Origin of the sequence: Streptomyces sp. NBC_00344, assembly GCF_036088315.1 — a bacterium.
Taxonomy (GTDB): Bacteria; Actinomycetota; Actinomycetes; order Streptomycetales; family Streptomycetaceae; genus Streptomyces.
In genome coordinates, this window is record NZ_CP107996.1 from 5,011,164 (window position 1) to 5,035,663 (window position 24,500).

The window sequence follows — 24,500 nt, forward strand, 5'->3', positions numbered from 1 at the left end:
GCAGGTCCGAGATTCTAACCAGCCGCCGGACGGCTCGTCAGAGGGGCTTGCTGCAAAGGCACGGGCCTGCACACACCAGGAGTGTCCAGGAGCCCGAAAGGTTCCTGACCTGCGGGATCCGCTTGTGCAGGTTGTGTGATCGCGTCCATCGGATGGTCATAGGAGGCGTCGTGCGCCCGGTAGAACGGGGTGTCCACCGGGACGCCGGCGAACGGCTCGATATTCATCACTCCGCACGGCACCGAGCCTGTCGTGTACGGCAGTCGGAGGACGCCGTCGCTGCTCCACAGCCCGGACCCGGCCAACCACCCCTCGGGTCCTGCCAGTTGGAGCATCCGGCGCTCCGCGGGCCGCCACACCCCCAGCCAGCTCCCCGCCACCGAGTCGATCCGCATTGCGACGCCACAGCTCTCCGGCATCAGTACCTGCCCCGGCTGCACGGCGAAAGGTGAGAGTACGGCGTCGTCCGGATGCAGGCATTCCGGAAACCGTATCGGCCGGCGGCTGCCCAGCACCCCCCAGCCGAGCCGGTCGCAGCCCGGCGCATCCGACCGTACGAGCAGCAGACCGCTGTCCGGATCGGCCAGCAGCAGCCGGTCGTTGCTCGACCCGGTGATCTGGAGCAGCGGAGTCGTCTCCCCGCCCCGTTCGAGATCGACCGCCACCGCCTTGATGACCCCGCCCGACTCACGGTCCAGTGCCAGCATCCGGCCCGAGCGGTCCAGCCACACCCCGCCGGTGCAGCGCCCCGGCACCTCGCCGACGTACTCGGGCCCGAAGGCCCCGCCCGCGACGAGCCACACCGCTGTCGTGTGCTCACCCGCGGTGATGGCGTAGGCGCGGGTCCCGCCGGGCGCGGGCGGCAGCAGGGTCAGCTGTTCGCACTCGACGGCGCCCAAAGGCAGTTCGCCGGTGCCCGGCCCGGTCGGGTACAGCAGCGAGAAGGCGTGCCGGCCCGCCGTGAAGCGCCGGATGAGCACCCGCCCATCGGCCATCGGCAGTACGTCGGAGTCCGGCTCCTCGGGCTGGTTGCCCGGCAGCTCCACGGCATAGGGCTCCGGTCCGTCCAGTGTCCAGCGCTCGGGGAACCAGGCATCCGCGTCGCGGCGGGCCAGCCGGGCGGCGTAGGACCCGTCGTTGGCAATGGTGAAGTCCATCTGCCGTGCACCGTTCTCTACGGCGGTCTTCGTAGCCGGGGCCGTCATCGTTCGGTCACCTCCGGACACCGAAGCTAGTTTTCGTACGTCCTGCCGAACCAGTCGCCACGTGCCACTTCACACATACGGGTGGCCGTCGATGGATTCGCCTGAGAAGCGGCGGGCGGGTGTGCTCGCCGCACCGTGCGAGGTGCCCGCGAGGCCGCCCGCACGACGGCAGGTGCGGCGGACGCGGACCGGGCGGCGGCGCGGGGCGCTCGGCCCCCGGACCGCCGCCGGGCCGGGCGGCGCTTCGCCTGCCGGTCCTGCCAGGGCCGACCGGCAGCGGGGGTGCACGGCGCGGGTAACCTGTAGGTGTGCCCCGTCTGTCTGAAGTCATCGCCGCACTCGACGCCCTCTGGCCCCCCGAGCGGGCCGAATCCTGGGACGCCGTGGGCACGGTCTGCGGTGATCCGGACGCGGACATCACCAGGGTGCTCTTCGCCGTCGACCCCGTGCAGGAGATCGCCGACGAGGCGGTGAAGCTGGGTGCCCAGCTGATCGTCACCCACCACCCGCTCTATCTGCGCGGTACGACGACGGTCGCGGCGTCCACCTTCAGGGGCCGGGTCGTGCACACACTGATCAAGCAGGACATCGCCCTGCATGTCGCTCACACCAACGCGGACACCGCGGACCCCGGTGTCTCAGACGCGCTCGCCGGAGCACTTGACCTCCGGATCGTGGGGCCGCTCGTCCCCGACCCGGCCGACCCGCACGGGCGCCGCGGTCTCGGCCGGGTGTGTGAGCTCGACCACCCCGTACCGCTGCGTGAATTCGCCGCACGGGCGGCGGCGCGGCTGCCGGCGACCGCGCAGGGCATCCGGGTCGCCGGCGACCCGGATGCCCTGGTCCGCCGGATCGCGGTCAGCGGAGGATCGGGCGACAGCCTCTTCGACCAGGTACGCGCGTCCGGGGTCGATGTCTTCCTCACCGCCGACCTGCGCCACCACCCGGTGTCCGACGCGGTGCACCACTCGGCTCTCGGCCTGGTCGACGCGGCGCACTGGGCCACCGAGTGGCCCTGGTGCACCCAGGCCGCCGCTCAGCTCGACGAGATTTCCGAACGGAACGGATGGGGTCTGCGCACCCACGTTTCCCGTACGGTCACAGACCCCTGGACCGCCCACGCGGCGTCCACCCGAACCGATCATTCTGGAGCCCCCAACTGAACGCCGCGCACGCCGACCAGATCCGACTTCTCGACGTCCAGTCCCTCGACGTACGGCTGTCGCAGCTCGCCCACAAGCGCAAGTCGCTTCCCGAGCACGCCGAGATCGACTCCCTGACCAAGGACCTCACCCAGCTGCGGGACCTGCGCGTGGCCGTGCAGACGGAGGAGAGCGACACCGCCCGCGAGCAGACCAAGGCCGAGCAGGACGTCGACCAGGTCCGCCAGCGCTCCGTCCGGGACCAGCAGCGGCTGGACTCCGGTGCGGTCAGCTCGCCCAAGGATCTGGAGAACCTGCAGCGCGAGATCGCCTCGCTCGCCAAGCGCCAGGGTGACCTGGAGGACGTCGTCCTCGAAGTCATGGAGCGCCGCGAGTCCGCGCAGGAGCGGGCCGCCGAACTCACCGAGCGGGTCGCGTCGGTGGAGGGCAAGGCCGAGGACGCGACCGCCCGTCGTGACACCGCGGCCGGGGAGATCGACCGGGAGACCGCCACCCTCACCAAGGAGCGAGAGGTCGTGGCCGGATCCGTCCCCGCCGACCTGCTGAAGCTCTACGAGAAGCTGCGCGAGCAGCAGGGCGGCGTGGGCGCTGCCCGGCTCTACCAGCGGCGCTGCGAGGGATGCCGTCTCGAGCTCAACATCACCGAGGTCAACGAGGTCAAGGCCGCCTCCCCGGACACGGTGCTGCGGTGCGAGAACTGCCGCCGCATTCTGGTGCGTACGGCCGACTCGGGCATCTGATGCGCAGGTTCGTCGTCGAGGCCGACGGCGGATCCCGGGGCAACCCGGGGCCTGCCGGCTACGGCGCGGTCGTGCTCGACCCGGTCACCGGGGAGACGCTGGCCGAGGCCGCTGAGTATCTCGGTGTCGCCACGAACAACGTTGCCGAGTACCGGGGGCTGATCGCGGGGCTGCGTGCCGCCCGGGCGCTGGACCCCTCGGCCGCCGTCCGGGTCCGGATGGACTCCAAGCTCGTTGTCGAGCAGATGTCCGGGCGCTGGCAGATCAAGCACCCGGACATGAAGCCGCTCGCGGCGGAGGCGGCCTCGGTGCTGCCGCGGGACCGGGTCAGCTATGAGTGGATACCGCGTGCGCAGAACAAGCACGCGGACCGGCTCGCGAACGAGGCGATGGACGCGGGCAAGCAGGGCAGGCAGTGGGCGCCTCCGGGCTCCGTGCCGGAGCCCGCGGCGCCGGTTGCCGCCCGGCCCGACGCTGCCTCACCGACCGTGGGGTGGTCAGCCCCCGCCGACCTCGGCAACCCTGCGACATTCGTCCTGCTGCGCCACGGCGAGACCGCCCTCACTCCGGAGAAACGCTTCTCAGGAAGCGGTGGCACGGACCCCGAACTCTCGGCCACGGGCCTGGAGCAGGCCGAGCGGGCCGCCGCGGCTTTCGCCGAACGCGGCACCATCCAGGCGGTGGTCTCGTCGCCGCTGCGCCGCTGCCGTGAGACGGCCGGCGCGGTAGCCGCCCGCCTGGGTCTGGACGTCCGGATCGAGGACGGGCTCCGCGAGACGGATTTCGGCGCCTGGGAGGGGCTGACGTTCGGTGAGGTCCGCGAGCGGTACACCGACGACCTGAACGCCTGGCTGGCCTCCCCGCGGACCGCGCCGACGGGTGGCGGCGAGAGCTTCACCACGGTCGCCCGCCGGGTCGCCGGCGCCCGCGACCGGCTGACCGCCAGGTACGCGGGGCGGACGGTTCTGCTGGTCACCCATGTCACGCCGATCAAGACGCTGGTCCGGCTGGCGCTCGGGGCGCCGCCCGAATCGCTCTTCCGGATGGAGCTGTCGGCCGCGTCCGTCTCGACGGTTGCCTACTTCGCGGACGGCAACGCGTCGGTACGGCTGCTGAACGACACATCGCATCTGCGCTGAGGGTGCCTCACACGGCCCGGAGCCCGGCGGCGACCCGTGCGAGCTCCTCGACCCGGTCCCAGTCGCGGGCGGCGATGGCGTCGGGCGGCAGCATCCAGCTACCGCCGACGCACCCGACGTTCGGCAGCGCGAGATACGACGGCGCCGATGCCGCGGAGATTCCGCCCGTGGGGCAGAACCGGGCCTGCGGCAGCGGTCCGCCGAGGGACTTCAGATAGGCCGTGCCGCCCGCCGCCTCGGCGGGGAAGAACTTCAGCTCGGTGATCCCGCGCTCCAGGAGCGTCACGACCTCCGATGTGGTGGAGACGCCCGGCAGGAACGGCACTCCGGAGTCCCGCATCGAGCCGATCAGTCGCTCCGACCATCCGGGGCTGACCAGGAACCGTGACCCCGCGGCGACGGAGCCGGTCACCGCGTCGGGCGTGAGTACCGTGCCCGCGCCGACCACCGCGTCCGGCACCTCGGCCGAGATCGCCCGGATCGCGTCGAGCGCCGCGGGGGTCCGCAGCGTCACCTCGATCGCCGGCAGCCCGCCCGAGACCAGCGCCCGCGCCAGCGGTACGGCATCGGCGGCATCGTCGATGACGACAACAGGAACGACGGGGGCGAGGTCAAGCACGGAAGTCATGGCGTCATCCTGCCCTGGTGCACACGCCCTGCGCAACGCGCGTTGCGCAGGGTGCAACGCGGGGTGGTGGTCAGTGGATCTCCGTCACCAGCACATCCAGCTCCCACGGTTTCCCGGCCTTGCCCGGGGCGGATGCCTCCACCTGGTAGCCGAGGTCCCGCAACGCCACGACGAGCTCGGCCGGACCGGCCGGAGCGGCGCCCGCCAGCAGCAGGTCCCGGACCATCCGTCCCTTGGTCGCCTTGTTGAAGTGGCTGACCACCTTCCGGGTCGGCGCATGCAGAACCCGCACCGACGCCGTACGGTCCGCTACTTCACCCCGGGGCTTCCAGGCCGCCGCATACGCCGACGACCGCAGATCGAGGACCAGGCCGGAGCCCGCCGCCTCCGGGAGCACGGTGGCCATCGGGCCGCGCCAGTGTGCCCCCAGCGCACCGAGACCCGGCAGCTTGACCCCCATCGAGCAGCGGTAGGAGGGGATACGGTCACCGATCCGCACCGCGCCCCACAGCCCGGAGAAGACCAGCAGCGCCTTCCCTGCCCTGCGCCGCGCGGCCGGGTCCAGCGAGGGGAGATCCAGCGCGTCGTACAGCACACCGGTGTAGATCTGCCCGGCAGGACGGGCGCCGGCCGTGCGCAGCCCGGTGTTCTTGGCGACCTCGCCGCGCAGGCCCTCGCTCAGTCCCAGGACGATCCGGGCCTTCTCCCCGTCCGCCGCGCACAGTTCGATCAGCTCGTCGAGCACCGCGGCCCGTGCGGCGGCCAGCCCCGGCAGGGACAGCGACTCCGGCTTCAGCGGGGCACCTGAGCCGCTCGCGGCCTTTCCCTCGGACGGCGGCAAGAGCACGAGCACGGCGGGTCTCCTTCGTACGTACAACAGCAACCGCCAGCGTATGGCCGGTCCCCCCGGCGGTGCTGCCCCGCCCCACCCGCCGACGGCGCGGCCCGTGCCACGCCGGCTTCCGCACCGGGACCGGCGGCCGCGAAGGCGCGGTTCGCCCCCTGCGCAGCCTCTGGGGCGCCCGGCGGCCGTCGTCCGGGCGTCCTGTCGCGCCGGGTACCATGGGCGGCACGGCGGACGAGTCGGCCGGACGGCCGCGTGGAGATCCTCCGGGATCTCCCCGAGGAACGTCCGGGCTCCACAGGGCAAGGTGGTGGCTAACGGCCACCCGGGGTGACCCGCGGGACAGTGCCACAGAAAACAGACCGCCGGGGGCTTCGGCTCCCGGTAAGGGTGAAACGGTGGTGTAAGAGACCACCAGCGCCTGAGGTGACTCAGGCGGCTAGGTAAACCCCACCTGGAGCAAGGTCAGGATGGGCCGTCGCGAGACGGCCCTGCGCGGACGTTCGAGGGCTGCCCGCCCGAGTTCGCGGGTAGACCGCAGGAGGCCGGCAGCAATGCCGGTCGTAGATGGATGGCCGTCTCCCCGGCCGCCGCGAGGCGACCGGGCGACAGAACCCGGCGTACAGGCCGGCTCGTCCGCCCGTAAGCCCCTGACCTGCAAAGGGTCGGGGGTTTTCGCGTTCGAACCGGATACGGGGAAAATCCGGGGAGATCCATGGCCCGGTGAGTCCTCGGGGCCCTCACCCGCCTCGAAGCGGGGCGGCCGTCGTACGGTCAGCGTGGCTCGGGGGACCGGAGTTCGTCGCGCAGCAGGTCCATCAGCAGCCCGTCGTGGAAGCTGCCGTCCCGGCGCCGCTCGTACTGGCGCATGACGCCGACCGGACGGAAACCGAGACTCCGGTAGAGGCTGATCGCGGCCTCGTTGTCGGTCGCCGGGTCGATGGTGAGGCGGTGGTGGCCCCGCACGTCCAGCAGATGGCGGGCCAGGGTGTGAACGGCGTCGGCGCCGATGCCCTGCCGCTGCCGGCCTGGGTGGACGGCGATGTCGATCCCGGCGTGCCGGTATCCGGGTGTGTTCTCCTCGCAGGACTGGATGATGCCGACGCAGACCCCCGCGTACTCGATGGCGTAGCTGCGGATGTCGTCGGGCGGCGCGCAGGCCTCCTCGGCCTGCTCGTCCGGGTCGCCCCACCAGCGGGCGACCTCGGGAGCCGCCAGGATCTCCCGGAAGCGCCGGAGGTCCGCCCGCACGGCGGGACGCAGACGGATGAGCCGTCCTGTAATGATCTCCACCGCAGCCTCCACCCGGTGTCGGCACACCCCGGAATGCGACGCTAGCCCACCGGGAGCCGTGGCACCGCGCACCGGGCCGCCGGGACGGTGGGTGTCCGGCTCTCCGGACACCCGGGAGATCAACCGACCACGGCCTGCCGCCGGTTGGCCCGCCCCGGAGCGCCGGTCCCCGCGCCTTGACCGGTCTCAGCCGGTGGCCGGCGGTCCGCGCAGGGCGCTGCCGTTCGTCCGCCAGGCGGGCAGCAACTTCCCGGCGAGCCGGTCCTCCAGCAGTCCGGTGGCTTCGACACCGAACGCGACGTCGGGTTCCAGGTGCGGCTCGCAGCTGAGCAGGCCGCCGATGACGTCGCGGCGGACCACCTGCTCGTGCACCGCGTCGGCTTCGACGTGTTCGTCGTAGAACCTCGCGGCGGCAGGCCCCGCGCCGGTACGGCGAAGAGCGGAGGCAAGCCGGCGGGAGCCCGGTGACGAGGTCACCTCGACGGCCGCGAAGTGACCGACGAGCGCCCCCCGGAGCGCCCGGTGCAGACCGAACAGCGACATCAGATTGACCGTGGCGAGCAGTTCGGCGGGCGAGGCGTCGAGATAGTGCCCGTAGGACGTGTCCAGTTCCAGGTCGTCCATGAGCTCGCCGAAGAGCCGGGCGTGGACCGATTCCGCCCTTCCGGCACCGAATTCATCGAACTCGACAGCCACCATGGCGGCCTTCGCCCGGCCGTGCAGACGGGGAATGACCCAGGCGTGCGGGTCGGCCTCCTTGAGGTGGTAGAGGGAGCGCAGCGCCGCGTACTCCCTCAGCTGCCGGAGGGTCCCCTCGCTCGCCAGGTAGTGGCTGACACTCGTTCCGTCGTCCCCGGCGGGCTCGACCAGCAGGCCCGACATGGCTTCGTCCACGGTGGGCGCGCCGGGGACCCCGGTGCGCAGAGCACTCAGGAACCGTTCCTCCAGAACGCCTCGCAGTCCCAGCAGTCCGGGGTCCCACTCGCATTCGCCGTCCACACCTTCGAAGCCCTGATAGTGCAGCTCGTACAGGACATACAGGGCGAGCTGGAGGTCGTCGCCGAAGGGGTCCTCGGGAGCGGTTGCCGGATCCGGCAACCGGTGCGGGCCCCCGGAGCGCAGCGCCGAGACGACGGCGGCCGACAGCTCGCCCCGCGGGTCCGGAAGCCGCGCCGCGGTGCACCGTGAATCGTGGCAGGGGGCCATCAGCCGGTCCCCTTCTCCTCGTTCGTCGTCTCCTCGTTCCTTCCGCGGGGAGCGATGTCCGGCGCTTTCTGCGATCCGCGTGGTACGCGCCGGCGGTGGCTGGTGTCGCACCACGGGTAGGTACGGCTCCTGCGGCAGACGCAGATGGCGACGACGAAGCGGGTCGAGACGGAGACGGACCCGTCATCGCCGACCACCTCCACCGGGCCCTCCACCAGAAGCGGGCCGCTGCCGTCGATCGTGACGCGGCGGGCGCGGTCAGGGCTGTTCGGCACGGATGACCACCAACTCCTCCTTGTCGGCGCCGTCCTCCAGAAGTGACTGCCGGCGCAGCCACGGCAGCCGTGAGAGCAGCACCGGTCCGAAGGGAACGAGTGCCCGGTCGCTCACGTTCGCCCGCAGGCCGGCCTCTTCCAGGCGGCGCACCGTCGCTCCTGCGCCGCACAGACCGGAATGAACCATGAGCAGCACACCGCCGGACCGCAGCAGCGCGGGCGCCGCGTCGCAGATGCGGTCCACAACCGCCCGGCCGTCGGGCCCGGCGTCCCAGGCGCGTGCCGCGCCCTGTCCGTGCGGCCGGGTGTGGGGTGCGGGTACGTACGGCGGGTTGCTGACCACCACGTCGTAGGACCGGTCCGGGGCCGAAGCAGTCAGATCGCTCCGGTGGACGGCTATGCGCTGCCGGGCGAGCGCGGCGTTGAGGCGGGTGGTCAGCACGGCCCGCAGGGCCACGTCCACGGCCGTCACACGGGCCCCCATGCGCGCCGCCTGCACCGCCAGCACGCCGCTGCCCGTGCCGATGTCGAGCAGATCGGTACCGAAGACGCTCTCCTCCCGGCGGAGAGCGCCGAGCAGCAGATGTGTGTCGTGCTGCGGGATGTAGACGCCGGGCAGGGTTCTGATGCGCGGGGGACCGGTCAGCATCGGCACGGTCGTTGACATGAGGCACCTCCAGAACGCCCGCACCGTCTGAATCGCGGGTCATGTCTTCACGGTCAAGGCTCCGCTCGTTGGGGTCCGTGCGCCAGTCGGCCCCGACACAACGTGACGTCCGCTCACTGAGGGCACCCGGCCTGTTCGGTCCCTGGCACAGGTGCGGCGGAAGGACAGCGCCCCTTTCCGGGACATCCGGCGAACAGTGATCCGCGCCGTCCGGGACCTGTGGTGGATGTGATCACGGTGTGACCTGCACAAAGGCAGCGGATGTGAACGAGATGCATAGGTTCGAATCCCAAGGGCACGCGTTTCACAGCCGCAAGAGCGGCACGTCGGCCTCTTCACAGAGGCACGAAGTCTTAAAGGCGCGAGGCGGGATGATGGCAACGACCGACAGTAAAGACGGCAAGAGCAGCCGCGAGCGCCTTGATGTTCCCACGGCCATGCGGCGCGCTGCCGGCCAGCTTGCGCAAATGCTGCAATGTGAGCCCAGTTCCGTCTCTGCGCTGAAAGCGACGGACGACGGCTGGTCGGCCGACGTCGAAGTCGTGGAGCTCGAGAAGGTCCCCGACACCGCAAGCGTAATGGCCACCTATCGGGTTTCCCTCGATCTGGAAGGCCAACTCGTGGGATACGAGCGAATTCGCCGTTACGCGAAGGGGCAGATCGACCGCTGAGGTCGGATCGGGAACCGGCTGTTATCGCGCCGGAACCAGCGCTTCCCCGTTAAGCAGGAAGGGAGTTGAACCATGAGTATTGTCCAGCAGTCGAACTCGTCGAACAACACAGGTGGGGGCTCGGGAAATCTCTACGATGTCCTGGAGCTCATTCTCGACCGAGGTCTCGTCATCGATGCCTTCGTCCGGGTCTCTCTCGTCGGTATCGAGATACTCAAGATCGACGTCCGTGTGGTGGTCGCCAGTGTCGACACCTACCTGCGGTTCGCCGAGGCGTGCAACCGGCTCGACCTGGAGTCCGGGCGCAAGGCGCCGAGCCAGCTCACCGATCTCGTCGGCGACATGACCGAGAACGGCGCGAAGGGCAAGTCCAAGGGCGCGCTGACCGGCGCTGTCGAGGCGTTCAGCGAGTCCCTGCAGAAGGGCCGGGACGACTCCGAGGAGAAGGAGGAGCGCCCCGCGCGCAAGACCACTTCGAGCAGCCGCCGCAGCTCGAGCCGCCGAGAGGAGTAGTTCTGTGTCCACCTACATATACGCCGTCACCACGGCCGATCACCCGTTGCGTCTCAGTGACATCGCAGGCATCGGAGAACCGCCGTCGGCGCTGCGCGTCGTGCGGACGAAGGATCTCAGCGCGGTCGTGAGCGACGCACCCCCGGATCTGCGCGCCAAGCGGCGTGATCTCGTGGCGCACCAGACCGTGCTGGACGGGTTGCTGACCGACGGCCCCGCGCTGCCGATGCGCTTCGGTCTGGTGGGACCCGACGACGATCAGGTGATCGCCGTCCTGGAGCAGCAGCGTGACGCCTACCTGGGCCGGCTGAAGGAGGTCGACGGGTGCCTCGAGTACAACCTGAAGGTCGCCCGCGACGAGCAGGACCTGCTGCTGGAGATCGCCAACGAGCGTGACGAGGTGCGTGAGCTGAGCGAGCGCACCCGCAACAACCCGGGGGCCCGCGACGAGATGGTGGCCCTGGGCGAGTTGATCTCGCACGAAGTCCAGGTCCGTCAGGAACGGGCCTCCGAGGAGATCGTGGCGCGGCTGACGCCCGCTTCGGTGAGTGTCGCGGTCGGTGAGCCGACCAGGACGCACTTCCTGAACGTGTCCTTCCTCATCAAGCGTGACGAGGGGGCCGCTTTCTCCCAGGCCGTCCACGAAGAGGCGGAGTCGCGGGGCGACGCGTGGACGCTCTCACTGAACGGACCACTGCCGCCCTACAGCTTCGTCTGAGCCGGCGAGCGGAGCGCGGCGAACCGAGCAGGCGAACCAGCCCCACGAACCGGCCGGTCCCGAACCGAATTCCCGACCGATCCCGTGAACGACCGCAACCGCTGAGCGGAGGACCGCGATGGGACTCATCACGAACATCCTGACCTTGCCGCTGGCTCCGTTGCGCGGCACCGCCTGGGTCATCGACCAGGTGCTGGTGACCGCGGAGCGGGAGTACTACGACCCGGAACCCGTACGCGGTGAACTGGCGGCGCTCGAGAAGGACCTGCTGAGCGGCCGCATCGGAGAGGACGAGTTCGACCGCCGTGAGGACGAGTTGCTGGACAGGCTGGAATGGCTCGAAGCCAACCAGCGGCGCCTGCGGACCAATTCCTGACAACGGGGAGAACGAGGTGTACGAGAGATGACAGGCAACGTCAAGATAGGCGTGGCCCTGGTGGGTGGCTATCTGCTGGGACGCACCAAGAAGGCCAAGATGGCCATCGGCCTGGGCATGTTCCTGGCCGGCAAGAAACTCAGTCTCGACCCGGCCCAGCTGGGCAAGCTCGTGGCCAACTCGCCGGTACTCGGCAGCCTCAACAACCAGGTCCGCACGGAACTGGTCGAGGCCACCAAGTCGGCGGCGACATCGGCCCTCACCAAGCGGGCGAGCGGTCTGGCCGACTCGCTCCACGAACGGACCCTGGGTCTTGGCGGAGCCGCCGGCCAGGAGGACCGCGAAGAGGAGCCCGAGGACGACCGGGACACGGAACACGCCGCCGAGGACGACCAGGAGCCGGAGAAGAAGCCGGCGCCCCGTAAGCGGGCTGCCGGTTCGGCTGCCAAGTCGGCTTCGGGCAAGGCGTCGTCCGGGGCGCGCCGCGCCGCATCGGGCGGTAGCCGTAAGGCGGCCTCGAGCGCACGTCAGAGCGCGTCGGGCGCCGGCAAGTCCGCCTCGCGGACGCGCACCGCCAAGAGCGGTGGTGCGAAGTGAGTGACTCCGCTTTCAGCAGGCTGAAGAGCGAGGTGGCGCAGAACCCCGCCACCGACCGGCTCAAGGACGAACTGCAGAACTATGCGCGGGCCCGGGCCGAGCACGCCGTCACCACGCTCGGACACAAGCTCGGCGAGAGCGTCAGCAAGCTTGCCGACCCGGGAGCGGGTGTGGGCGGACTCGCGGGCAGCCTGGCCAAGGGCGGCAAGGCGCTCAGTGAGGGCAAGTCCCCGGCGCAGGCCGCCCTGTCCGCAGGCGGCGCCCACCTCAAGGACACCCTCAAGGAAAAGGTCAAGGGCATGTTCGGCAAGGGCCGAAAGGGCGGCGGGGGCAAGTCCAAGAGCGTGACGATCGTCGAGGACATCGATGTGGGTGTCCCCGTGCGTGAGGCGTACGACCAGTGGACGCAGTTCCAGGAGTTCAGCACCTTCGCCAAGGGCGTCGTGAGTGTCGACAAGGCGGACGACACCAGCACCAACTGGAAGGTGAAGGTCGCCAAGTCCACCCGCAGCTGGAAGGCGAACGTCACCGAGCAGGTGCCGGACGAGCGGATCACCTGGACCACCGAAGGCGCGAAGGGCACCGTCAAGGGTGTGGTGACCTTCCACCGCATCACCGACAACCTGACGCGGGTCCTGCTCGTTCTCGAGTACTTCCCCAAGGGCCTTTTCGAGAAGACCGGCAACATCTGGCGGGCCCAGGGCCGCCGCGCCCGGCTGGACCTCAAGCTCTACCGGAAGTTCATCATGATGCGCGGCGAGGCCACCGACGGCTGGCGCGGCGAGATCCGGGACGGCGAGGTCGTCGTGGAGCACGACGAAGCCGTGGAAGAAGAAGAGGCCCGCGCCGAGGAGGAGGAGCGGGAAGGCGCCGACGCCTCCGGGGAGGCCGAGGACGCAGGGGACGAAGAGGAGCCTGACGAGGGGTTCTCCGATGCGGACGGCGAACTCGACGAGGAGTACGAGGACGAGGAGCAGATCCCCGAGGAGGACGAGCCCGAGGACGAGCCCGAAGAGGACGAGCCGGAGGACGACGAACTCAGCGACGAGCAGGACGCCGAGTACCGCGACGAGGAGGACATCCCCGCTGAGGACGAGGCCGAGGGCGACCCGCAGGACGAGGACGCCGAGGCCGGGGACGAGCCCCGGGGCACCGAAGAGGACGAGGGTGAAGAGGAAGAGGAAGAAGACCAGCCGGTTCGCCGTTCCCGGCGCCGTACCGCCTCGGCCCGTCGCTGACGTGAGCCGACAGCACAGACAAGGCTGAAGACGTGTCCGATTCACTGGCCGGCCGTATGGGGACCTCCTCCGGGGCGTCCCCGTACGGCCAGCAAGGGTCCTCCGCCAACCTCGCCGACATCCTTGAGCGGGTCCTGGACAAGGGCATCGTCATAGCGGGTGACATCCAGATCAACCTGCTGGACATCGAGCTGCTGACGATCAAGCTCAGGCTTCTGGTCGCTTCCGTGGACAAGGCCAAGGAGATGGGCATCGACTGGTGGGAGCACGACCCCTCCCTCTCCTCCCGCGCCCGTTCACCCCAGCAGGTCACCACCGGCCGGGACACCGCGGACGCTGATCCGCTGGCGCAGGAGAACGCCCGTCTCAAGGCGGAACTGGCCGAACTGCGCGCGGCGGCGGGCCTTCCCGCCGCCCGGGAGACAGCGGAGACGGCCGACGACACCGGCAGCGGGGAGAAGAAGCAGTGAGCACCGAGGCCCCGGCAGCCGCAGCCGGCATCTCCTACGTCTATGCCGTCGGTCGCGCCGGCACCGGGCTGGACACGATGTCCGGCCCGGTGCCCGGCCTGGACGGAGGCGTCCTGCGAACGGTGCGTGCCGCCGGCCTCGACGCGCTGGTGTCGTCCGTGTCGGCTCGGACCTTCAGCACCGAGGGCATGAAGGCGCAGATGGAGGATCTGAAGCGGCTGGAGGAGATCGCCCGTACACATCACCTGGTGGTGGAAGCGGCGTATGCCTGCTCCACCGTCCTCCCCATGCGCCTGGCGACGGTCTACCTGGACGACACCAGGGTGACGGAGATGCTGCACCAACGCGGGGCGGACTTCTGCGGGTTGCTCGCGCGGCTGGAGGACCATGTCGAACTCGGCGTCAAGGTGTACGCGGACCTGCGGCAGCCGGCGGAAGCAGAGACGGCGGACGCGGTGAGCACCCCCGCGCCGGTCAGCCCCGGGCGTGCCTATCTGCAGAAGCGCAGGGCGCAGCGGCGCAGCACGCAGGACGTGTACCGGGCCGCGGGCGCCCTGGCGGCCGAGGTGCCGGGCCGGGTGGCCGCACTGGCCCGTGACAGGGTCGCTCACCGGCCGCAGCAGGGTGAACTGGCCACTGCCGAGGGCGAGAACATCGCCAATGACGCCTATCTGGTCCCGGCGGCCCGAGCCGGGGAATTCCGTGCCGCGCTGGACGGCCTGGCCGAGGATGTCCCCGGCGTACGGATCGAGATCACCGGTCCCTGGGCGCCGTACTCCTTCGCCACCCCGCCCGCGGAGGCGGGGGGCGGACGCAGTGAGCGGTGACGTCACGTCCATCGGGTCCGGAACCGAGTCCCTGGCGGGCCGGCAGGTCGCCCTGATCGACCTGCTGGACCGGCTGCTCAACGGCGGTGCCGTTCTCACCGGAGATCTGGTGCTTTCCGTCGCCGATGTGGATCTGGTGCACATCAATCTCCGGGCGGTTATCCGCTCCATCACTTCCGATGAACCGGCTCCTTGGTGAGGAGGGCACAATGACGGCCGAGAATGACCGGCCGCCCTCGGACGGGGCGGCGTTCGGCGAAGTGGCACAGGCCGCGGTACGGGCTTTCGGGGTTCTCCCGGCGGGACCGGAGGAGAGCCGCCCGGCCGGTGACACGGCACAGCGGCTCACAACGGATCCGGAGACGGTGGAGCGAGATCTCATCAAATTGGTGCTCACCATTGTGGAGCTGCTCCGCCAGCTCATGGAACGCACCGCACTTCACCGCGTGGACCAGGGTGATCTGAGTGATGATCAGGAAGAGCGGATCGGACTCACTCTGATGATTCTTCAGGACCGTATGACCGAACTGTGCGACAGGTACGGGCTCACCATGGACGATCTCAATCTGGATCTCGGACCGCTGGGGTCATTGCTTCCGCGCGGCGATTCCTGAGCCGATCGAAGGCGTTTCAGGACCGGTTGGCAGGTAACACGTACGACATGACTCAAGAGAGCGAGAATTCCGCCAACCACACGACCAGCGCGGCCAGGAAGCGGACGCAGGAAGCCGGTAACCGGGCCAAGCAGAGTTCGTCCGCCGCCGCTTCGAGGACGAAGTCGTCCACACAGGAAGCCGGGAAATCCGCGGAGGCAAGTGTCCGGTCCGCCGGCGAGGCGACCACCCGTGCCGGCAAGGCAGCGGCGCAGGGACTGGAGACGGGTCAGAAGGCAGTTGTCGCCTCGGCGGCCAAGGCCTCCACCGCGGCCATCGCGACCTGGGGTGTCATCAAGAACCGCAAGGCCATCGCCACGGGCGCCGCGGCGGGCGTCGCCGGTGTTTTCGGCGCGGCGTTCGCCCTGGGCCGCCATACGGCGAAGCCACAGGCCGGGCCGCTGTCCCGGCTCACGCACGGCCGCCTCTGAGGCAATCGAACCGAAGAATCCCGGACGGTGTACGGGCGGGTGAGCGCAGGACCTCTGCGACGCACCCGCCCGTACACCGTTCTTTGCTGTCCGGTCCGCCCGGTGCGGGTCCGGGCCGGATGAGCCGGCGCGGGGGCCGTCCCCGGCGTCGGCCGGTGACGGCCCCCCCGCGACGGAGTGTGCCGGGCAGGCACCTACGGTGCCCAGGGAGTGCTCACGGCCCAGCTCACGTCGTCAGCCCACAGGGCGGAGCTGTCCCACGCGTTCGAGCCGCCGTTGCTCGCTATGTAGACGGTGTTGTTGTAGTGGCGGATGAACCGGTCCGGGTAGTTGTACGAGGCGAACGAGGTGCCCTGGCCGTTCTTGCCGGGCTGCGGACAGAACGTCGCGTCGGACCGGAAGGCGGCCGTTCCGTCCATCGGCCGGCGGAGCAACCGGTAGTTGTCGTGCCGGAGAAAGTCGCCGGGGTAGTTCCGCGACTCGAACGACACGCATGAGGAGTTGGCAAGGCCGCGCCGGACGATCCAGGAGGCGTCGTTCTTGTCCAGGGCCGGACTGCTCCCGGAGACGACCGATGTGACGGCATTGCCCTGCTGGTGGCGGATGTAGCGGGTGGCGGAGCCTGCGGTCGTCGCCCGCAGTGAGATCGCCGAGCCGTCGCTCAGCGTTCCGCCCGCTGTCCGGCCGGCCGCACCGTAGCCGACCGAGACGATGTCGGACTGCACCGCGTTGTCCGCAGCGTCGGTCGGAAGGCCACTGGTCATGACACCTTCGAAGAAGGAGCCGATGGATCCGTTGCTGTTGTCGCCACCGGTTCCCAGGACGATGGACCCTTCCTGCCGCATCGGTGAGTACCCCCCGGCCGTGGGTTCCGGTCCGGCGTATCGCGTGGTGAGACTCCCCGACCGGGCGTCGCCGTCCTTCGTCGCGAAGTAGTTCTGGCCGTTGTTCTTCAGCAGGGCCGTCACGAAGGGTGCGGCGCTGCCCGTGTACGAGGAGCTGGTGCCGGGGCCCGTGCTCGACTGGAACAGGCCCTTCTCCAGGTCTGCCTGCACCCACGGTCCGGATCCGTGACACGGCGCGAACCAGCACTCCGTGCCGAAGTTGATGGCGTCCATGTGACCGTTGCCGGTGTCGGCGACCCGTACCTCGGCATTGCCGTAGTCGAAGCAGCACCGGTCGTTCACATGAGTGCCGGACGTCACCATGTACATGCCCTCGGCCTGGCCGTTGACCGCGACTCCGCTTGCCGCCGTGTGCCGGTACCCCATACGGCCCGAGAACGAGGCGCCGTAGACCGTGCGGCCCCCGGCGGTCACGGGCAGCGCGTCCGCCGGTACCCCGGAGTTGGCAGGACCCGCCGTGCCGGCCGGCTCGATGGGCAAGTCGTTGTGGCGGGGCGACTGGTCGTAGATGACGTTGATGGTGCAGGTCGTGCCCGCGCAGAAGGTGTCCTGAGCAGCGGCGTCGGCGTAGCCGCCGGCAGAGAGCACTCCCACGTCCCTGAGAGCACCGTCCGAGGCGCGCTTCACCTGGTAGAGCGGGCCGTTGTACGACGTGTACAGCGCGCGTGTGGTGCTGTGGGCGGCGACACAGGGTGTACCGGCGGAAGCATAGATGTCGCAGGGGAGTGTTCCGGCGGCCTGCGACACACTCGGGCTGCCGGCCAGGATGCCGATGACGAGAGCGACGGTCGCACCCGCGGACAGCAGCGCTCTGCGGATGTGCCGTAACGGTGTTCGGGCGATCATGGGGCCTCTTTCCATGGTGTTGTGGGGGTTCGGTGCCAAACACCCGATTGGGGCCCGGGTGTCGGGGACCGGCACTCGGGAGCCGGCCGCGGCTCGGTTCGGCACGGATGCCGTGTCGGGCTTTCGTCGCGTCGCCCGCTGGAGGGCAGGCGTGCGCAGGGGTCCTGGCGGCGATGTTCCCGCTCGTACGGCAAGGTGCGGACCGCCCTTCAGGTTCGAAGTATCGAACAAGGTCCGGTGTGTCGCACGTATCAGACCGCTCGGGCGCAGATGCGTCAAGCCCTTCGCCGGGTCCACTGCGCGCACCCCGCCGCCTGGCTCGTCCGAGAGGTCAACTCCTCTGCCAGTAAAGGGCGTTCACTCGGCAGCGGTCCCCGGCGTTTCCGTACCCGTGCCCGTTTCCGTACGATCGGCCGGGTGACCAGCGACGCTTCGCCCTCCCGGCGCGCAGTGCTCGGCCTTGCCGCAGCTGCCGTGCCCGCCGCGCTCCTAGCCTCCGGGGCCGCCCCGGCCTCGGCCGCCACCGCCGTGGGAGGTGTCCGGCTCGGTCAGGACGGGGTTCAGGTGAGACGCCTGGGCGGTGCGCCGGAGCTGCCGCAGGCCGAGGCGCAGTCCTGGCTCGTCGCGGACCACGACACCGGCCAGGTGCTGGCCGCCTACCGTGCGCATCGCAGGCTCGCGCCCGCCTCCACTCTGAAGATGCTGTTCGCCGACACCGTGCTGCCGAAGTTCGACAGGACCCGGCAGCACCGGGTGACCGTGGCCGACCTGGCCGGGATCCCGGAGGGCAGCAGCCTGGTCGGCGTGGAGGCCGGAACGACGTACACCGTGGACCAGTTGTGGCAGGGGGTCTTTCTGCGGTCGGGGAACGACGCGGTACATGTGCTGAGTTCGATGAACGGCGGGGTGCCGCGGACGGTGCGGGAGATGGCGGCGAAGGCCGTCGACCTCCAGGCCCTGGACACCCATGTCATCAGTCCGGACGGATACGACCACGCCGGACAGACGTCATCGGCGTACGACCTGACGCTGTTCGCCCGCCACGGGCTGAAGAACCCCGGCTTCCGGGCCTATTGCGGCACCCGGATCGCCGAATTCCCGGCCAGGGGCGGCAAGTCCTTCCAGATCCAGAACACGGACCGGCTGCTCGGCACGTACCAGGGCATGATCGGGGTCAAGAACGGCTACACCACGCACGCCGGCAACACCTTCACGGGCGCGGCCACCCGTAACGGCCGCACCCTGCTGGTGACGGTGATGCATCCGGCGATCGGCTACGACAAGATCTACACGGAGACCGCCGCGCTCCTCGACTGGGGCTTCGGCGCGGTCGGCAAGGTCGGGCCCGTCGGCACGCTCGTCGAGCCCCTCAGCGAGGGCGGCGGGCCGAAGGGCTCCGCTGCGGCCAAGCCGGTCAGGGGCGGAACCGCCGAGTCGGACGGTGCCGCGAGCAGCAGCTCCTGGCCGCTGCTGAGTGCCGGCGGTGGCCTGGCTGCGCTGCTCGCCGGGGGCACGGTGGCCCTGCGCAACCGCCGTCCGCGCCGCGTCCGTAAGCACTGACCGTACGGACCCCCGCGCCGGGAGCCCGCGCCGCACGGCGCGGGCTCCCGGCGGCCGGTTCACCTGCCTGCCACGGTCTGCGCGATACGCGTCCCGGTGCCGCTCACCCGCACCCGGGGGTCGCCCGCGCGCAGTTCGACCGTCAGCTCTCCCGGGCGGCCCATGTCCGCGCCCTGGTGCAGGGTGAGGACGGCATCCGGTGGAACCAGGCCGAGTTCACGGGTGTACGCACCCAGCGCCGCAGCCGCGGCCCCCGTCGCCGGGTCCTCGACGACACCGCCGACCGGGAACGGATCGCGGACATGGAACACCTGCTCCGACTCCCGCCACACCAACTGCAGCGTGGTGAGGTCCAGGTCCCGCATGAAGGCGGCGAGTGCGTCGAAGTCGTAGCTGAGGTCGGCCAGCCGGGCCCGTGTCGCGGCCGCCAGGATCAGATGGCGGGCACCCGCGTACCCGATGCGGGCGGGGAACGCCGGGTCGAGATCGGCGGCGGACCAGCCGAGGATGTCCAGCGCCCGGGTCACATCCCGCTCCGTGACGTCGAGGACAGCGGGCTCGACACTGGTGAGTGTGGCCCGCAGCACTCCGTTCTCCTCGGCAACGGTCACCGGCACCGTACCGGCCCGCGTGGCGAGCAGCAGTTCACCGGGGCCGTGCCGTTCGGCGAACGCGATGGCCGTGGCGACGGTGGCGTGCCCGCAGAACAACACCTCGGCCAGTGGACTGAAGTATCGGACGGTGAACGCCCGTCCCGCGGCCCCGCCGAGGCCCGCGGGCGGCGCGCTGAGGAACGCGGTCTCGCTGTATCCGAGTTCGGCGGCGATCGCCAGCTGCGCAGGGTCGTCGAGCCCGGCCGCGTCCAGGACGACCCCGGCGGGGTTGCCCCCGGCGGGGTCGGTGGTGAAGGCGGTGTAGCGAAGGATCTCGGGGCGGGGTTTCGGCGTCATGACGATCGACAACCGGCGTGCCCCCGCGGTCATTCCCGGGGTTCCTTCACCGCTTCGTACGGCTGCCCCGCCGCCTTCGCGGACACCTGGAGGGAGCGCTCCTCGACCCGCCGCAGGTGGGCGGCGAAGACATCGGACGCGTCCGGGGTGAGCGTGCGCAGCGCGACCATCGCGGACACGATCACGTCGCAGAGTTCCCCCTCTACCTCCTGCCAGGTGTGGGTGACACCCTTGCGGGGGTTCTGCCCGGTGGCGCCGATGACCGCCTGGGCGACCTCGCCGACCTCCTCGGAGAGTTTGAGGATGCGGAACAGCGTTGCTTCACCGGGCGGGCATGCGGTGGCTTCGCCGAGCCAGGTGTGCAGCCGGCCGATGGTGGTCCAGGTGGATCGTCCATGGCAGGAGCGTGTCATGCCGCGACGAGGCGCACCTGGCCCGCCCGGCTACCCGCGTCCCACGTACGGCATCGTGGTCGCCAGTACCGTCGCGAACTGCACGTTCGCCTCCAGGGGCAGTTCCGCCATGTGCAGCACCGTCCTCGCCACGTCCGCCGCCGCCATCACCGGCTCCGCCACCAGCTCGCCGTTCGCCTGCGGAACACCGCGCTGCATCCGCTCGGTCATCTCGGTCGCCGCGTTGCCGATGTCGATCTGCCCGCAGGCGATCCGGTACGGGCGGCCGTCCAGGGAGAGCGACTTCGTCAGACCCGTCAGCGCGTGTTTCGTCGCGGTGTAGGCGATCGAGTCCGGGCGCGGTGCGTGCGCGGAGATGGAGCCGTTGTTGATGATCCGGCCGCCCTGCGGATCCTGGCCCTTCATCAGCCGGAACGCCCCCTGCGCACAGAGGAACGATCCGGTCAGGTTGGTGTCGACGACCTTGCTCCAGGCGGAGTGGGAGAGGTCCTCCACCGGAATCCCGCCGGGACCCGAGATGCCCGCGTTGTTGAAGAGCAGGTCGAGCCGGCCCCACCGGTCCCGGACCGCCTCGAAGAGCGCCGTCACCTCGTCGGGGGACGTGACATCGGTCCTGACACAGAAGGTGCGGCCCTGCGCCAGCGACGCCGTCTCCTCCAGTTTCTCCGCCCGCCGGCCGGCCAGCGCCACCGACCAGCCCGCCTCCGCGAGGGTGAGGGCGACGCTTCGGCCGATCCCCGAACCCGCGCCCGTGACCACCGCTGTCCTGAGATGTGTGTTCATGGGCCCGCAGGTTACGGCAGCCTCAGGCCGGCGAGACGTCCACCGGGTAGCGCACGCCGATACGCTCCCGTACCGCGTCGAGCGTCCGCATCACCGCGAGAGTGCCGTCGAGAGGTACCAGCGGGGACTCGGTCTCGCCGGCCCGCAGACAGCGCATGACCTCGGCTGCCTCGTACTGCATACCGTGCAGAGCGCCCCCGCCCCGACCGGCCGTGAACTCCTCGGGGTCCCGGCCCGCCCGGTGCAGCACGAAACTCTCCGGGTGGAAGAAGCCGCGCGGGAATTCGATCCGGCCCGCCGTGCCGGTCACCGCCGCGGTCTGCGGGGTGTCCGCGGTCACCGAGCAGCTGAGCAGGGCGGTCGCTCCGCTGTCCCAGCCGAGCAGCATCCCGGTGTTCAGATCCACCTTCTCGGGGGAGAGCAGCGCATCGGCCCGTATCCGGTCGGGTTCGCCCAGCAGCAGCTGCGCGAAGGACACCGGGTACACGCCGAGATCGAGCAGGGCGCCGCCGCCCTGAGCCGGATCCCGCAGCCGGTGTCCTGAGTCGAAGGGGCCTTCGAGGCCGAAGTCGGCCTGCACGGTACGGATGTCGCCGATCGCACCGTCGCCGATCAGCTCCACCAGACGCCGGAGCAGTGGACTGCAGTACATCCACATGCCCTCCATCAGGAAGCTGCCGCGCGAGCGGGCGAGAGCGACCAGTTCGCCGGCCTCCCTCGCGTTCAGGGTGAACGCCTTCTCGCACAGCACCGCACGCCCGGCCTCCAGACAGAGCCCGGCGGCTGCCCGGTGCGCGGAGTGCGGGGTGGCCACGTAGACCACGTCGACGTCCTCGTCGGCGGCGAGTTCGTCCCAGCTGCCGTAGGCCCGCGGGATCCCGAAGCGCCCGGCGAATCCCTTCGCGGACGCGGGGGTGCGTGAGGCCACGGCGACCACCTCGGCATCGGGCAGCCCCTGCAGGTCAGCGGTGAATGCGGCGGCTATGCCGCCCGTCGCGAGCACGCCCCAGCGCACGGTTGTGTCCATCCCGGCCTCATTGAATTGGTTCGAACACTGCCCGACGGCTGAGAGCATAGAGGTCATGCCGAAGACCTCCGCTCCTGCGCACATACGCACCGGGCAGCAGCCCGCGCCCGCCGTCCGTTCCGCCGGAATCCTGGTCACCCTGGTCCTCGGCGGACTGACCGCGCTGCCGCCGCTCTCCATGGACATGTACCTCCCCGCGCTGCCCGAGGTCACCGGCGCGCTGCACGCACCCGCCGCCACCGTGCAGCTCACCCTCACCGCCTGCCTGGTGGGGATGGCGCTCGGCCAGCTCGTCGTCGGTCCGATGAGCGACAAGTGGGGGCGGCGGCGCCCGCTGCTCATCGGCATGGTGGTGTACGTCGCGGCCACCGCGGTCTGCGCCTTCGCACCGAGCGTCGAACTCCTCATCGGCTTCCGTCTGTTGCAGGGGCTCGCGGGCGCCGCCGGCATCGTCATCGCCCGAGCGGTGGTCCGCGACCTCTACGACGGTGTGGAGATGGCCCGCTTCTTCTCGACCCTGATGCTGATCTCCGGCGTCGCACCGGTGGTCGCCCCGCTCATCGGCGGCCAGATACTGCGGCTGACCGACTGGCGGGGCGTGTTCGTGCTTCTCACCTTCATCGGCGCGCTGCTGACCCTGGTGGTCTTCAAGTGGCTCGGGGAGACGCTGCCGCCCGGGAAGCGGCACCCGGGAGGGGTCGGCCATGCGCTCCGTACGATGCGCGCCCTGCTGGCCGACCGGATCTTCACCGGCTACCTGCTCTCCGGCGGCCTGGCCTTCGGCGCTCTCTTCGCCTACATATCGGCGTCACCCTTCGTGGTCCAGGAGATCTACGGCGCCTCGCCGCAGACCTTCAGCCTGCTCTTCGGGATCAACTCGATCGGCCTTGTCACGGTCGGCCAGATCAACGGCAAGGTGCTGGTCGGCCGGGTCAGCATGGACAAGGCCCTCGGATGCGGGCTGGCCGTGATCACACTCGCGGCCACCGCTCTGCTGCTGATGACGAGCGGGATCTTCGGTCGGGTGGGCCTCTTCCCGGTCGCCGCCGCGCTCTTCTGCCTGATGTCGGCGATGGGCCTGGCGATGCCCAACACCAACGCTCAGGCCCTGATGCGCACCCCGCATGCCGCGGGCTCGGCGTCGGCCCTGCTCGGGACGTCGACCTTCCTGCTCGGCGCGGTGGCGTCCCCGCTGGTCGGTATCGCGGGTGAGACGACGGCGGCGCCGATGGCGGTCGTGCAGCTGGTGTGCGCGCTGGCCGCCGGCACCTGCTTCCTGGCGCTGTGCCGGCCGTGGCAGCAGCGCCGCTAAACTCCTCCGGTGAACGACTCCCTTCCCGCCGCAGAAGCTCTGCGCAGCGCCCTCGCCGGTCTTCTCGACGGACTGCCGCCCAAGCAGGCGTCGCAGGCCGTGGAGCGGCTGATCGCGAACTACCGGGGGACCACGCCGACCGGCACCCCGCTGCTGCGTGACCGCTCGGACGTCCTGGCGTACGCCGCGTACCGGATGCCCGCGACCTTCGAGGCGGTGCGCTCCGCCCTCGACGCCTTTCGCGTCACGGTGCCCGGCTGGGTGCCGGCCACCCACACGGACATCGGGGGTGGCACAGGCGCGGCGAGCTGGGCGGTGGCCGGGGCATGGGAGGACACCGAGGGCGGCGGCGCCCATCGCACCACCGTGCTGGACTGGGCGGAACCCGCGCTGGAACTCGGCCGCGAACTGGCCGCCGAGACGGGGCCGCCCGTGCTGCGTGCCGCGCAGTGGCAGCGCGCCCGGATCGGATCGGCGCTCACCTTGGAGAGCACTGATCTCGTCACCGTCTCGTACGTTCTGGGCGAACTGACCGAAGCGGACCGCGCCGCCGTGGTGGACACCGCTGCGGCTGCCGCCCAGGCCGTTCTCGTCGTCGAGCCGGGCACCCCCGACGGCTATCTGCGGATCATGGCGGCACGCGACCGGCTGATCGCCGCGGGCCTGCGGGTCGCGGCGCCCTGCCCGCACAGCGAGACCTGCCCCATCGAGCGCGGCACCGACTGGTGTCACTTCTCGGCCCGGGTGAACAGGTCATCGCTGCACCGGCAGGTCAAGGGCGGCTCCCTTCCTTACGAGGACGAGAAGTTCAGTTATGTCGCCGCCGTCCGGGGCGACGCCGCGACGGCAGCGGCACGGGTCGTGCGCAAACCGCAGATCCGCAAGGGCCTGGTGCTGCTGGAACTCTGCACGGACGCCGGGGAGCTCACCCGGGAGAACGTCTCCAAGCGGCACGGCGACCTCTACCGAGCGGCCCGCGACACCGCGTGGGGCGACCCCTGGCCGCCCCACGGGTGAGCACGCGTGAGTACGCCCACCGGGCGTACTCCT

General features: G+C 70.4%; 29 protein-coding genes and 1 other RNA gene. 18 read left to right on the plus strand and 12 right to left on the minus strand.

Translation table 11 applies throughout. The features are described from left to right. Positions 1 to 14 precede the first annotated feature (14 nt). A complete protein-coding gene (locus OHS16_RS22580) occupies positions 15 to 1,205 on the minus strand; it encodes a hypothetical protein (protein WP_328539054.1) in 1,191 nt (396 codons plus the stop codon). Positions 1,206 to 1,513: 308 nt separating this feature from the next. Between OHS16_RS22580 and OHS16_RS22585 the strand changes: the two genes are divergently transcribed. The 3 genes from OHS16_RS22585 to OHS16_RS22595 are packed head-to-tail and all read left to right on the plus strand — an operon-like array spanning position 1,514 to position 4,247. After that, complete coding sequence (locus tag OHS16_RS22585; RefSeq protein ID WP_328539055.1) at positions 1,514 to 2,368, plus strand: Nif3-like dinuclear metal center hexameric protein; 855 nt, start codon at positions 1,514 to 1,516, stop codon at positions 2,366 to 2,368. Further along, positions 2,365 to 3,108 (plus strand): zinc ribbon domain-containing protein, encoded by a 744-nt coding sequence (locus OHS16_RS22590; protein ID WP_328540943.1) that lies wholly within the window; start codon positions 2,365 to 2,367, stop codon positions 3,106 to 3,108. Before OHS16_RS22585 ends, OHS16_RS22590 begins: the two co-directional genes overlap by 4 nt. Further along, positions 3,108 to 4,247: a bifunctional RNase H/acid phosphatase gene (locus tag OHS16_RS22595; protein WP_328540944.1), complete on the plus strand. Its 1,140-nt coding sequence runs from the start codon at positions 3,108 to 3,110 to the stop codon at positions 4,245 to 4,247. The genes OHS16_RS22590 and OHS16_RS22595 overlap by 1 nt, the downstream gene beginning before the upstream one ends. A gap of 7 nt (positions 4,248 to 4,254) precedes the next feature. On the opposite strand, the gene eda is transcribed toward OHS16_RS22595, so the two are convergent. Both eda and yaaA read right to left on the minus strand, forming a co-directional pair. Then, on the minus strand, positions 4,255 to 4,875 hold the full coding sequence (gene eda, locus OHS16_RS22600) for a bifunctional 4-hydroxy-2-oxoglutarate aldolase/2-dehydro-3-deoxy-phosphogluconate aldolase (protein WP_328539056.1): 621 nt from the start codon (positions 4,873 to 4,875) through the stop codon (positions 4,255 to 4,257). Between the two features lie 70 nt (positions 4,876 to 4,945). After that, the gene (gene yaaA / locus OHS16_RS22605; protein ID WP_328539057.1) at positions 4,946 to 5,728 is read right to left on the minus strand and encodes a peroxide stress protein YaaA; all 783 of its coding nucleotides are present in this window, start codon (positions 5,726 to 5,728) and stop codon (positions 4,946 to 4,948) included. A 226-nt stretch (positions 5,729 to 5,954) separates the two neighbouring features. On the opposite strand from yaaA, the gene rnpB reads away from it, so the two are divergent. Continuing rightward, positions 5,955 to 6,358, plus strand: an RNA gene (gene rnpB, locus OHS16_RS22610) — RNase P RNA component class A. A gap of 135 nt (positions 6,359 to 6,493) precedes the next feature. Here the strand turns inward: rnpB and OHS16_RS22615 are convergent. From OHS16_RS22615 to OHS16_RS22630, 4 genes are all read right to left on the minus strand, one after another. Continuing rightward, entirely contained in the window at positions 6,494 to 7,006 is a 513-nt protein-coding gene (locus OHS16_RS22615) for a GNAT family N-acetyltransferase (RefSeq protein ID WP_443042785.1), read from the minus strand. A gap of 192 nt (positions 7,007 to 7,198) precedes the next feature. After that, a complete protein-coding gene (locus OHS16_RS22620) occupies positions 7,199 to 8,218 on the minus strand; it encodes an iron-containing redox enzyme family protein (protein ID WP_328539059.1) in 1,020 nt (339 codons plus the stop codon). After that, entirely contained in the window at positions 8,218 to 8,493 is a 276-nt protein-coding gene (locus tag OHS16_RS22625; RefSeq protein WP_328539060.1) for a CDGSH iron-sulfur domain-containing protein, read from the minus strand. The genes OHS16_RS22620 and OHS16_RS22625 overlap by 1 nt, the downstream gene beginning before the upstream one ends. After that, positions 8,477 to 9,160: a HemK2/MTQ2 family protein methyltransferase gene (locus OHS16_RS22630; protein WP_328539061.1), complete on the minus strand. Its 684-nt coding sequence runs from the start codon at positions 9,158 to 9,160 to the stop codon at positions 8,477 to 8,479. The genes OHS16_RS22625 and OHS16_RS22630 overlap by 17 nt, the downstream gene beginning before the upstream one ends. A gap of 371 nt (positions 9,161 to 9,531) precedes the next feature. Between OHS16_RS22630 and OHS16_RS22635 the strand changes: the two genes are divergently transcribed. The 11 genes from OHS16_RS22635 to OHS16_RS22685 all read left to right on the plus strand — a co-directional run bounded on the left by OHS16_RS22635 (position 9,532) and on the right by OHS16_RS22685 (position 15,654). After that, a complete protein-coding gene (locus tag OHS16_RS22635) occupies positions 9,532 to 9,831 on the plus strand; it encodes a gas vesicle protein GvpO (RefSeq protein WP_443042673.1) in 300 nt (99 codons plus the stop codon). A 72-nt stretch (positions 9,832 to 9,903) separates the two neighbouring features. Beyond that, the gene (locus OHS16_RS22640; RefSeq protein WP_328539062.1) at positions 9,904 to 10,344 is read left to right on the plus strand and encodes a gas vesicle structural protein GvpA; all 441 of its coding nucleotides are present in this window, start codon (positions 9,904 to 9,906) and stop codon (positions 10,342 to 10,344) included. 4 nt (positions 10,345 to 10,348) lie between these two features. Further along, positions 10,349 to 11,062, plus strand: a complete 714-nt coding sequence (locus tag OHS16_RS22645; protein WP_328539063.1) for a GvpL/GvpF family gas vesicle protein — start codon at positions 10,349 to 10,351, stop codon at positions 11,060 to 11,062. A 118-nt stretch (positions 11,063 to 11,180) separates the two neighbouring features. Next, positions 11,181 to 11,438 (plus strand): gas vesicle protein GvpG, encoded by a 258-nt coding sequence (locus OHS16_RS22650; RefSeq protein WP_328539064.1) that lies wholly within the window; start codon positions 11,181 to 11,183, stop codon positions 11,436 to 11,438. Positions 11,439 to 11,465: 27 nt separating this feature from the next. Next, complete coding sequence (locus OHS16_RS22655) at positions 11,466 to 12,035, plus strand: hypothetical protein (RefSeq protein ID WP_328539065.1); 570 nt, start codon at positions 11,466 to 11,468, stop codon at positions 12,033 to 12,035. Beyond that, a complete protein-coding gene (locus OHS16_RS22660; protein ID WP_328539066.1) occupies positions 12,032 to 13,273 on the plus strand; it encodes an SRPBCC family protein in 1,242 nt (413 codons plus the stop codon). Before OHS16_RS22655 ends, OHS16_RS22660 begins: the two co-directional genes overlap by 4 nt. A 32-nt stretch (positions 13,274 to 13,305) precedes the next feature. Beyond that, positions 13,306 to 13,743 carry a gas vesicle protein gene (locus tag OHS16_RS22665; RefSeq protein ID WP_443042674.1) on the plus strand — a complete coding sequence of 146 codons (438 nt, stop codon included), beginning with the start codon at positions 13,306 to 13,308 and terminating at the stop codon, positions 13,741 to 13,743. Next, complete coding sequence (locus tag OHS16_RS22670; RefSeq protein ID WP_328539067.1) at positions 13,740 to 14,570, plus strand: GvpL/GvpF family gas vesicle protein; 831 nt, start codon at positions 13,740 to 13,742, stop codon at positions 14,568 to 14,570. Before OHS16_RS22665 ends, OHS16_RS22670 begins: the two co-directional genes overlap by 4 nt. Further along, complete coding sequence (locus OHS16_RS22675; protein ID WP_328539068.1) at positions 14,560 to 14,769, plus strand: gas vesicle protein; 210 nt, start codon at positions 14,560 to 14,562, stop codon at positions 14,767 to 14,769. The genes OHS16_RS22670 and OHS16_RS22675 overlap by 11 nt, the downstream gene beginning before the upstream one ends. Before the next feature lie 10 nt (positions 14,770 to 14,779). Beyond that, complete coding sequence (locus OHS16_RS22680; protein WP_328539069.1) at positions 14,780 to 15,184, plus strand: gas vesicle protein K; 405 nt, start codon at positions 14,780 to 14,782, stop codon at positions 15,182 to 15,184. A 47-nt stretch (positions 15,185 to 15,231) separates the two neighbouring features. After that, positions 15,232 to 15,654 (plus strand): hypothetical protein, encoded by a 423-nt coding sequence (locus OHS16_RS22685; protein ID WP_328539070.1) that lies wholly within the window; start codon positions 15,232 to 15,234, stop codon positions 15,652 to 15,654. A 194-nt stretch (positions 15,655 to 15,848) separates the two neighbouring features. Here OHS16_RS22685 and OHS16_RS22690 read toward each other — a convergent pair whose 3' ends face one another. Continuing rightward, on the minus strand, positions 15,849 to 17,405 hold the full coding sequence (locus OHS16_RS22690) for an alpha-L-arabinofuranosidase B (RefSeq protein ID WP_328539071.1): 1,557 nt from the start codon (positions 17,403 to 17,405) through the stop codon (positions 15,849 to 15,851). A gap of 417 nt (positions 17,406 to 17,822) precedes the next feature. Between OHS16_RS22690 and OHS16_RS22695 the strand changes: the two genes are divergently transcribed. After that, positions 17,823 to 18,965 (plus strand): D-alanyl-D-alanine carboxypeptidase family protein, encoded by a 1,143-nt coding sequence (locus tag OHS16_RS22695; protein ID WP_328539072.1) that lies wholly within the window; start codon positions 17,823 to 17,825, stop codon positions 18,963 to 18,965. Between the two features lie 59 nt (positions 18,966 to 19,024). On the opposite strand, the gene OHS16_RS22700 is transcribed toward OHS16_RS22695, so the two are convergent. The 4 genes from OHS16_RS22700 to OHS16_RS22715 are packed head-to-tail and all read right to left on the minus strand — an operon-like array spanning position 19,025 to position 22,138. Continuing rightward, positions 19,025 to 19,915, minus strand: a complete 891-nt coding sequence (locus tag OHS16_RS22700; protein ID WP_328540947.1) for a PhzF family phenazine biosynthesis isomerase — start codon at positions 19,913 to 19,915, stop codon at positions 19,025 to 19,027. A 29-nt stretch (positions 19,916 to 19,944) separates the two neighbouring features. Beyond that, positions 19,945 to 20,328: a MazG-like family protein gene (locus OHS16_RS22705; RefSeq protein ID WP_328539073.1), complete on the minus strand. Its 384-nt coding sequence runs from the start codon at positions 20,326 to 20,328 to the stop codon at positions 19,945 to 19,947. 30 nt (positions 20,329 to 20,358) lie between these two features. Further along, positions 20,359 to 21,111 carry an SDR family oxidoreductase gene (locus tag OHS16_RS22710; protein ID WP_328539074.1) on the minus strand — a complete coding sequence of 251 codons (753 nt, stop codon included), beginning with the start codon at positions 21,109 to 21,111 and terminating at the stop codon, positions 20,359 to 20,361. A 22-nt stretch (positions 21,112 to 21,133) separates the two neighbouring features. Beyond that, complete coding sequence (locus OHS16_RS22715; protein ID WP_328539075.1) at positions 21,134 to 22,138, minus strand: Gfo/Idh/MocA family protein; 1,005 nt, start codon at positions 22,136 to 22,138, stop codon at positions 21,134 to 21,136. A 55-nt stretch (positions 22,139 to 22,193) separates the two neighbouring features. On the opposite strand from OHS16_RS22715, the gene OHS16_RS22720 reads away from it, so the two are divergent. Continuing rightward, complete coding sequence (locus OHS16_RS22720; RefSeq protein WP_328539076.1) at positions 22,194 to 23,450, plus strand: multidrug effflux MFS transporter; 1,257 nt, start codon at positions 22,194 to 22,196, stop codon at positions 23,448 to 23,450. A 9-nt stretch (positions 23,451 to 23,459) separates the two neighbouring features. Continuing rightward, positions 23,460 to 24,467, plus strand: a complete 1,008-nt coding sequence (locus tag OHS16_RS22725; RefSeq protein ID WP_328539077.1) for a small ribosomal subunit Rsm22 family protein — start codon at positions 23,460 to 23,462, stop codon at positions 24,465 to 24,467. Positions 24,468 to 24,500: the final 33 nt, after the last annotated feature.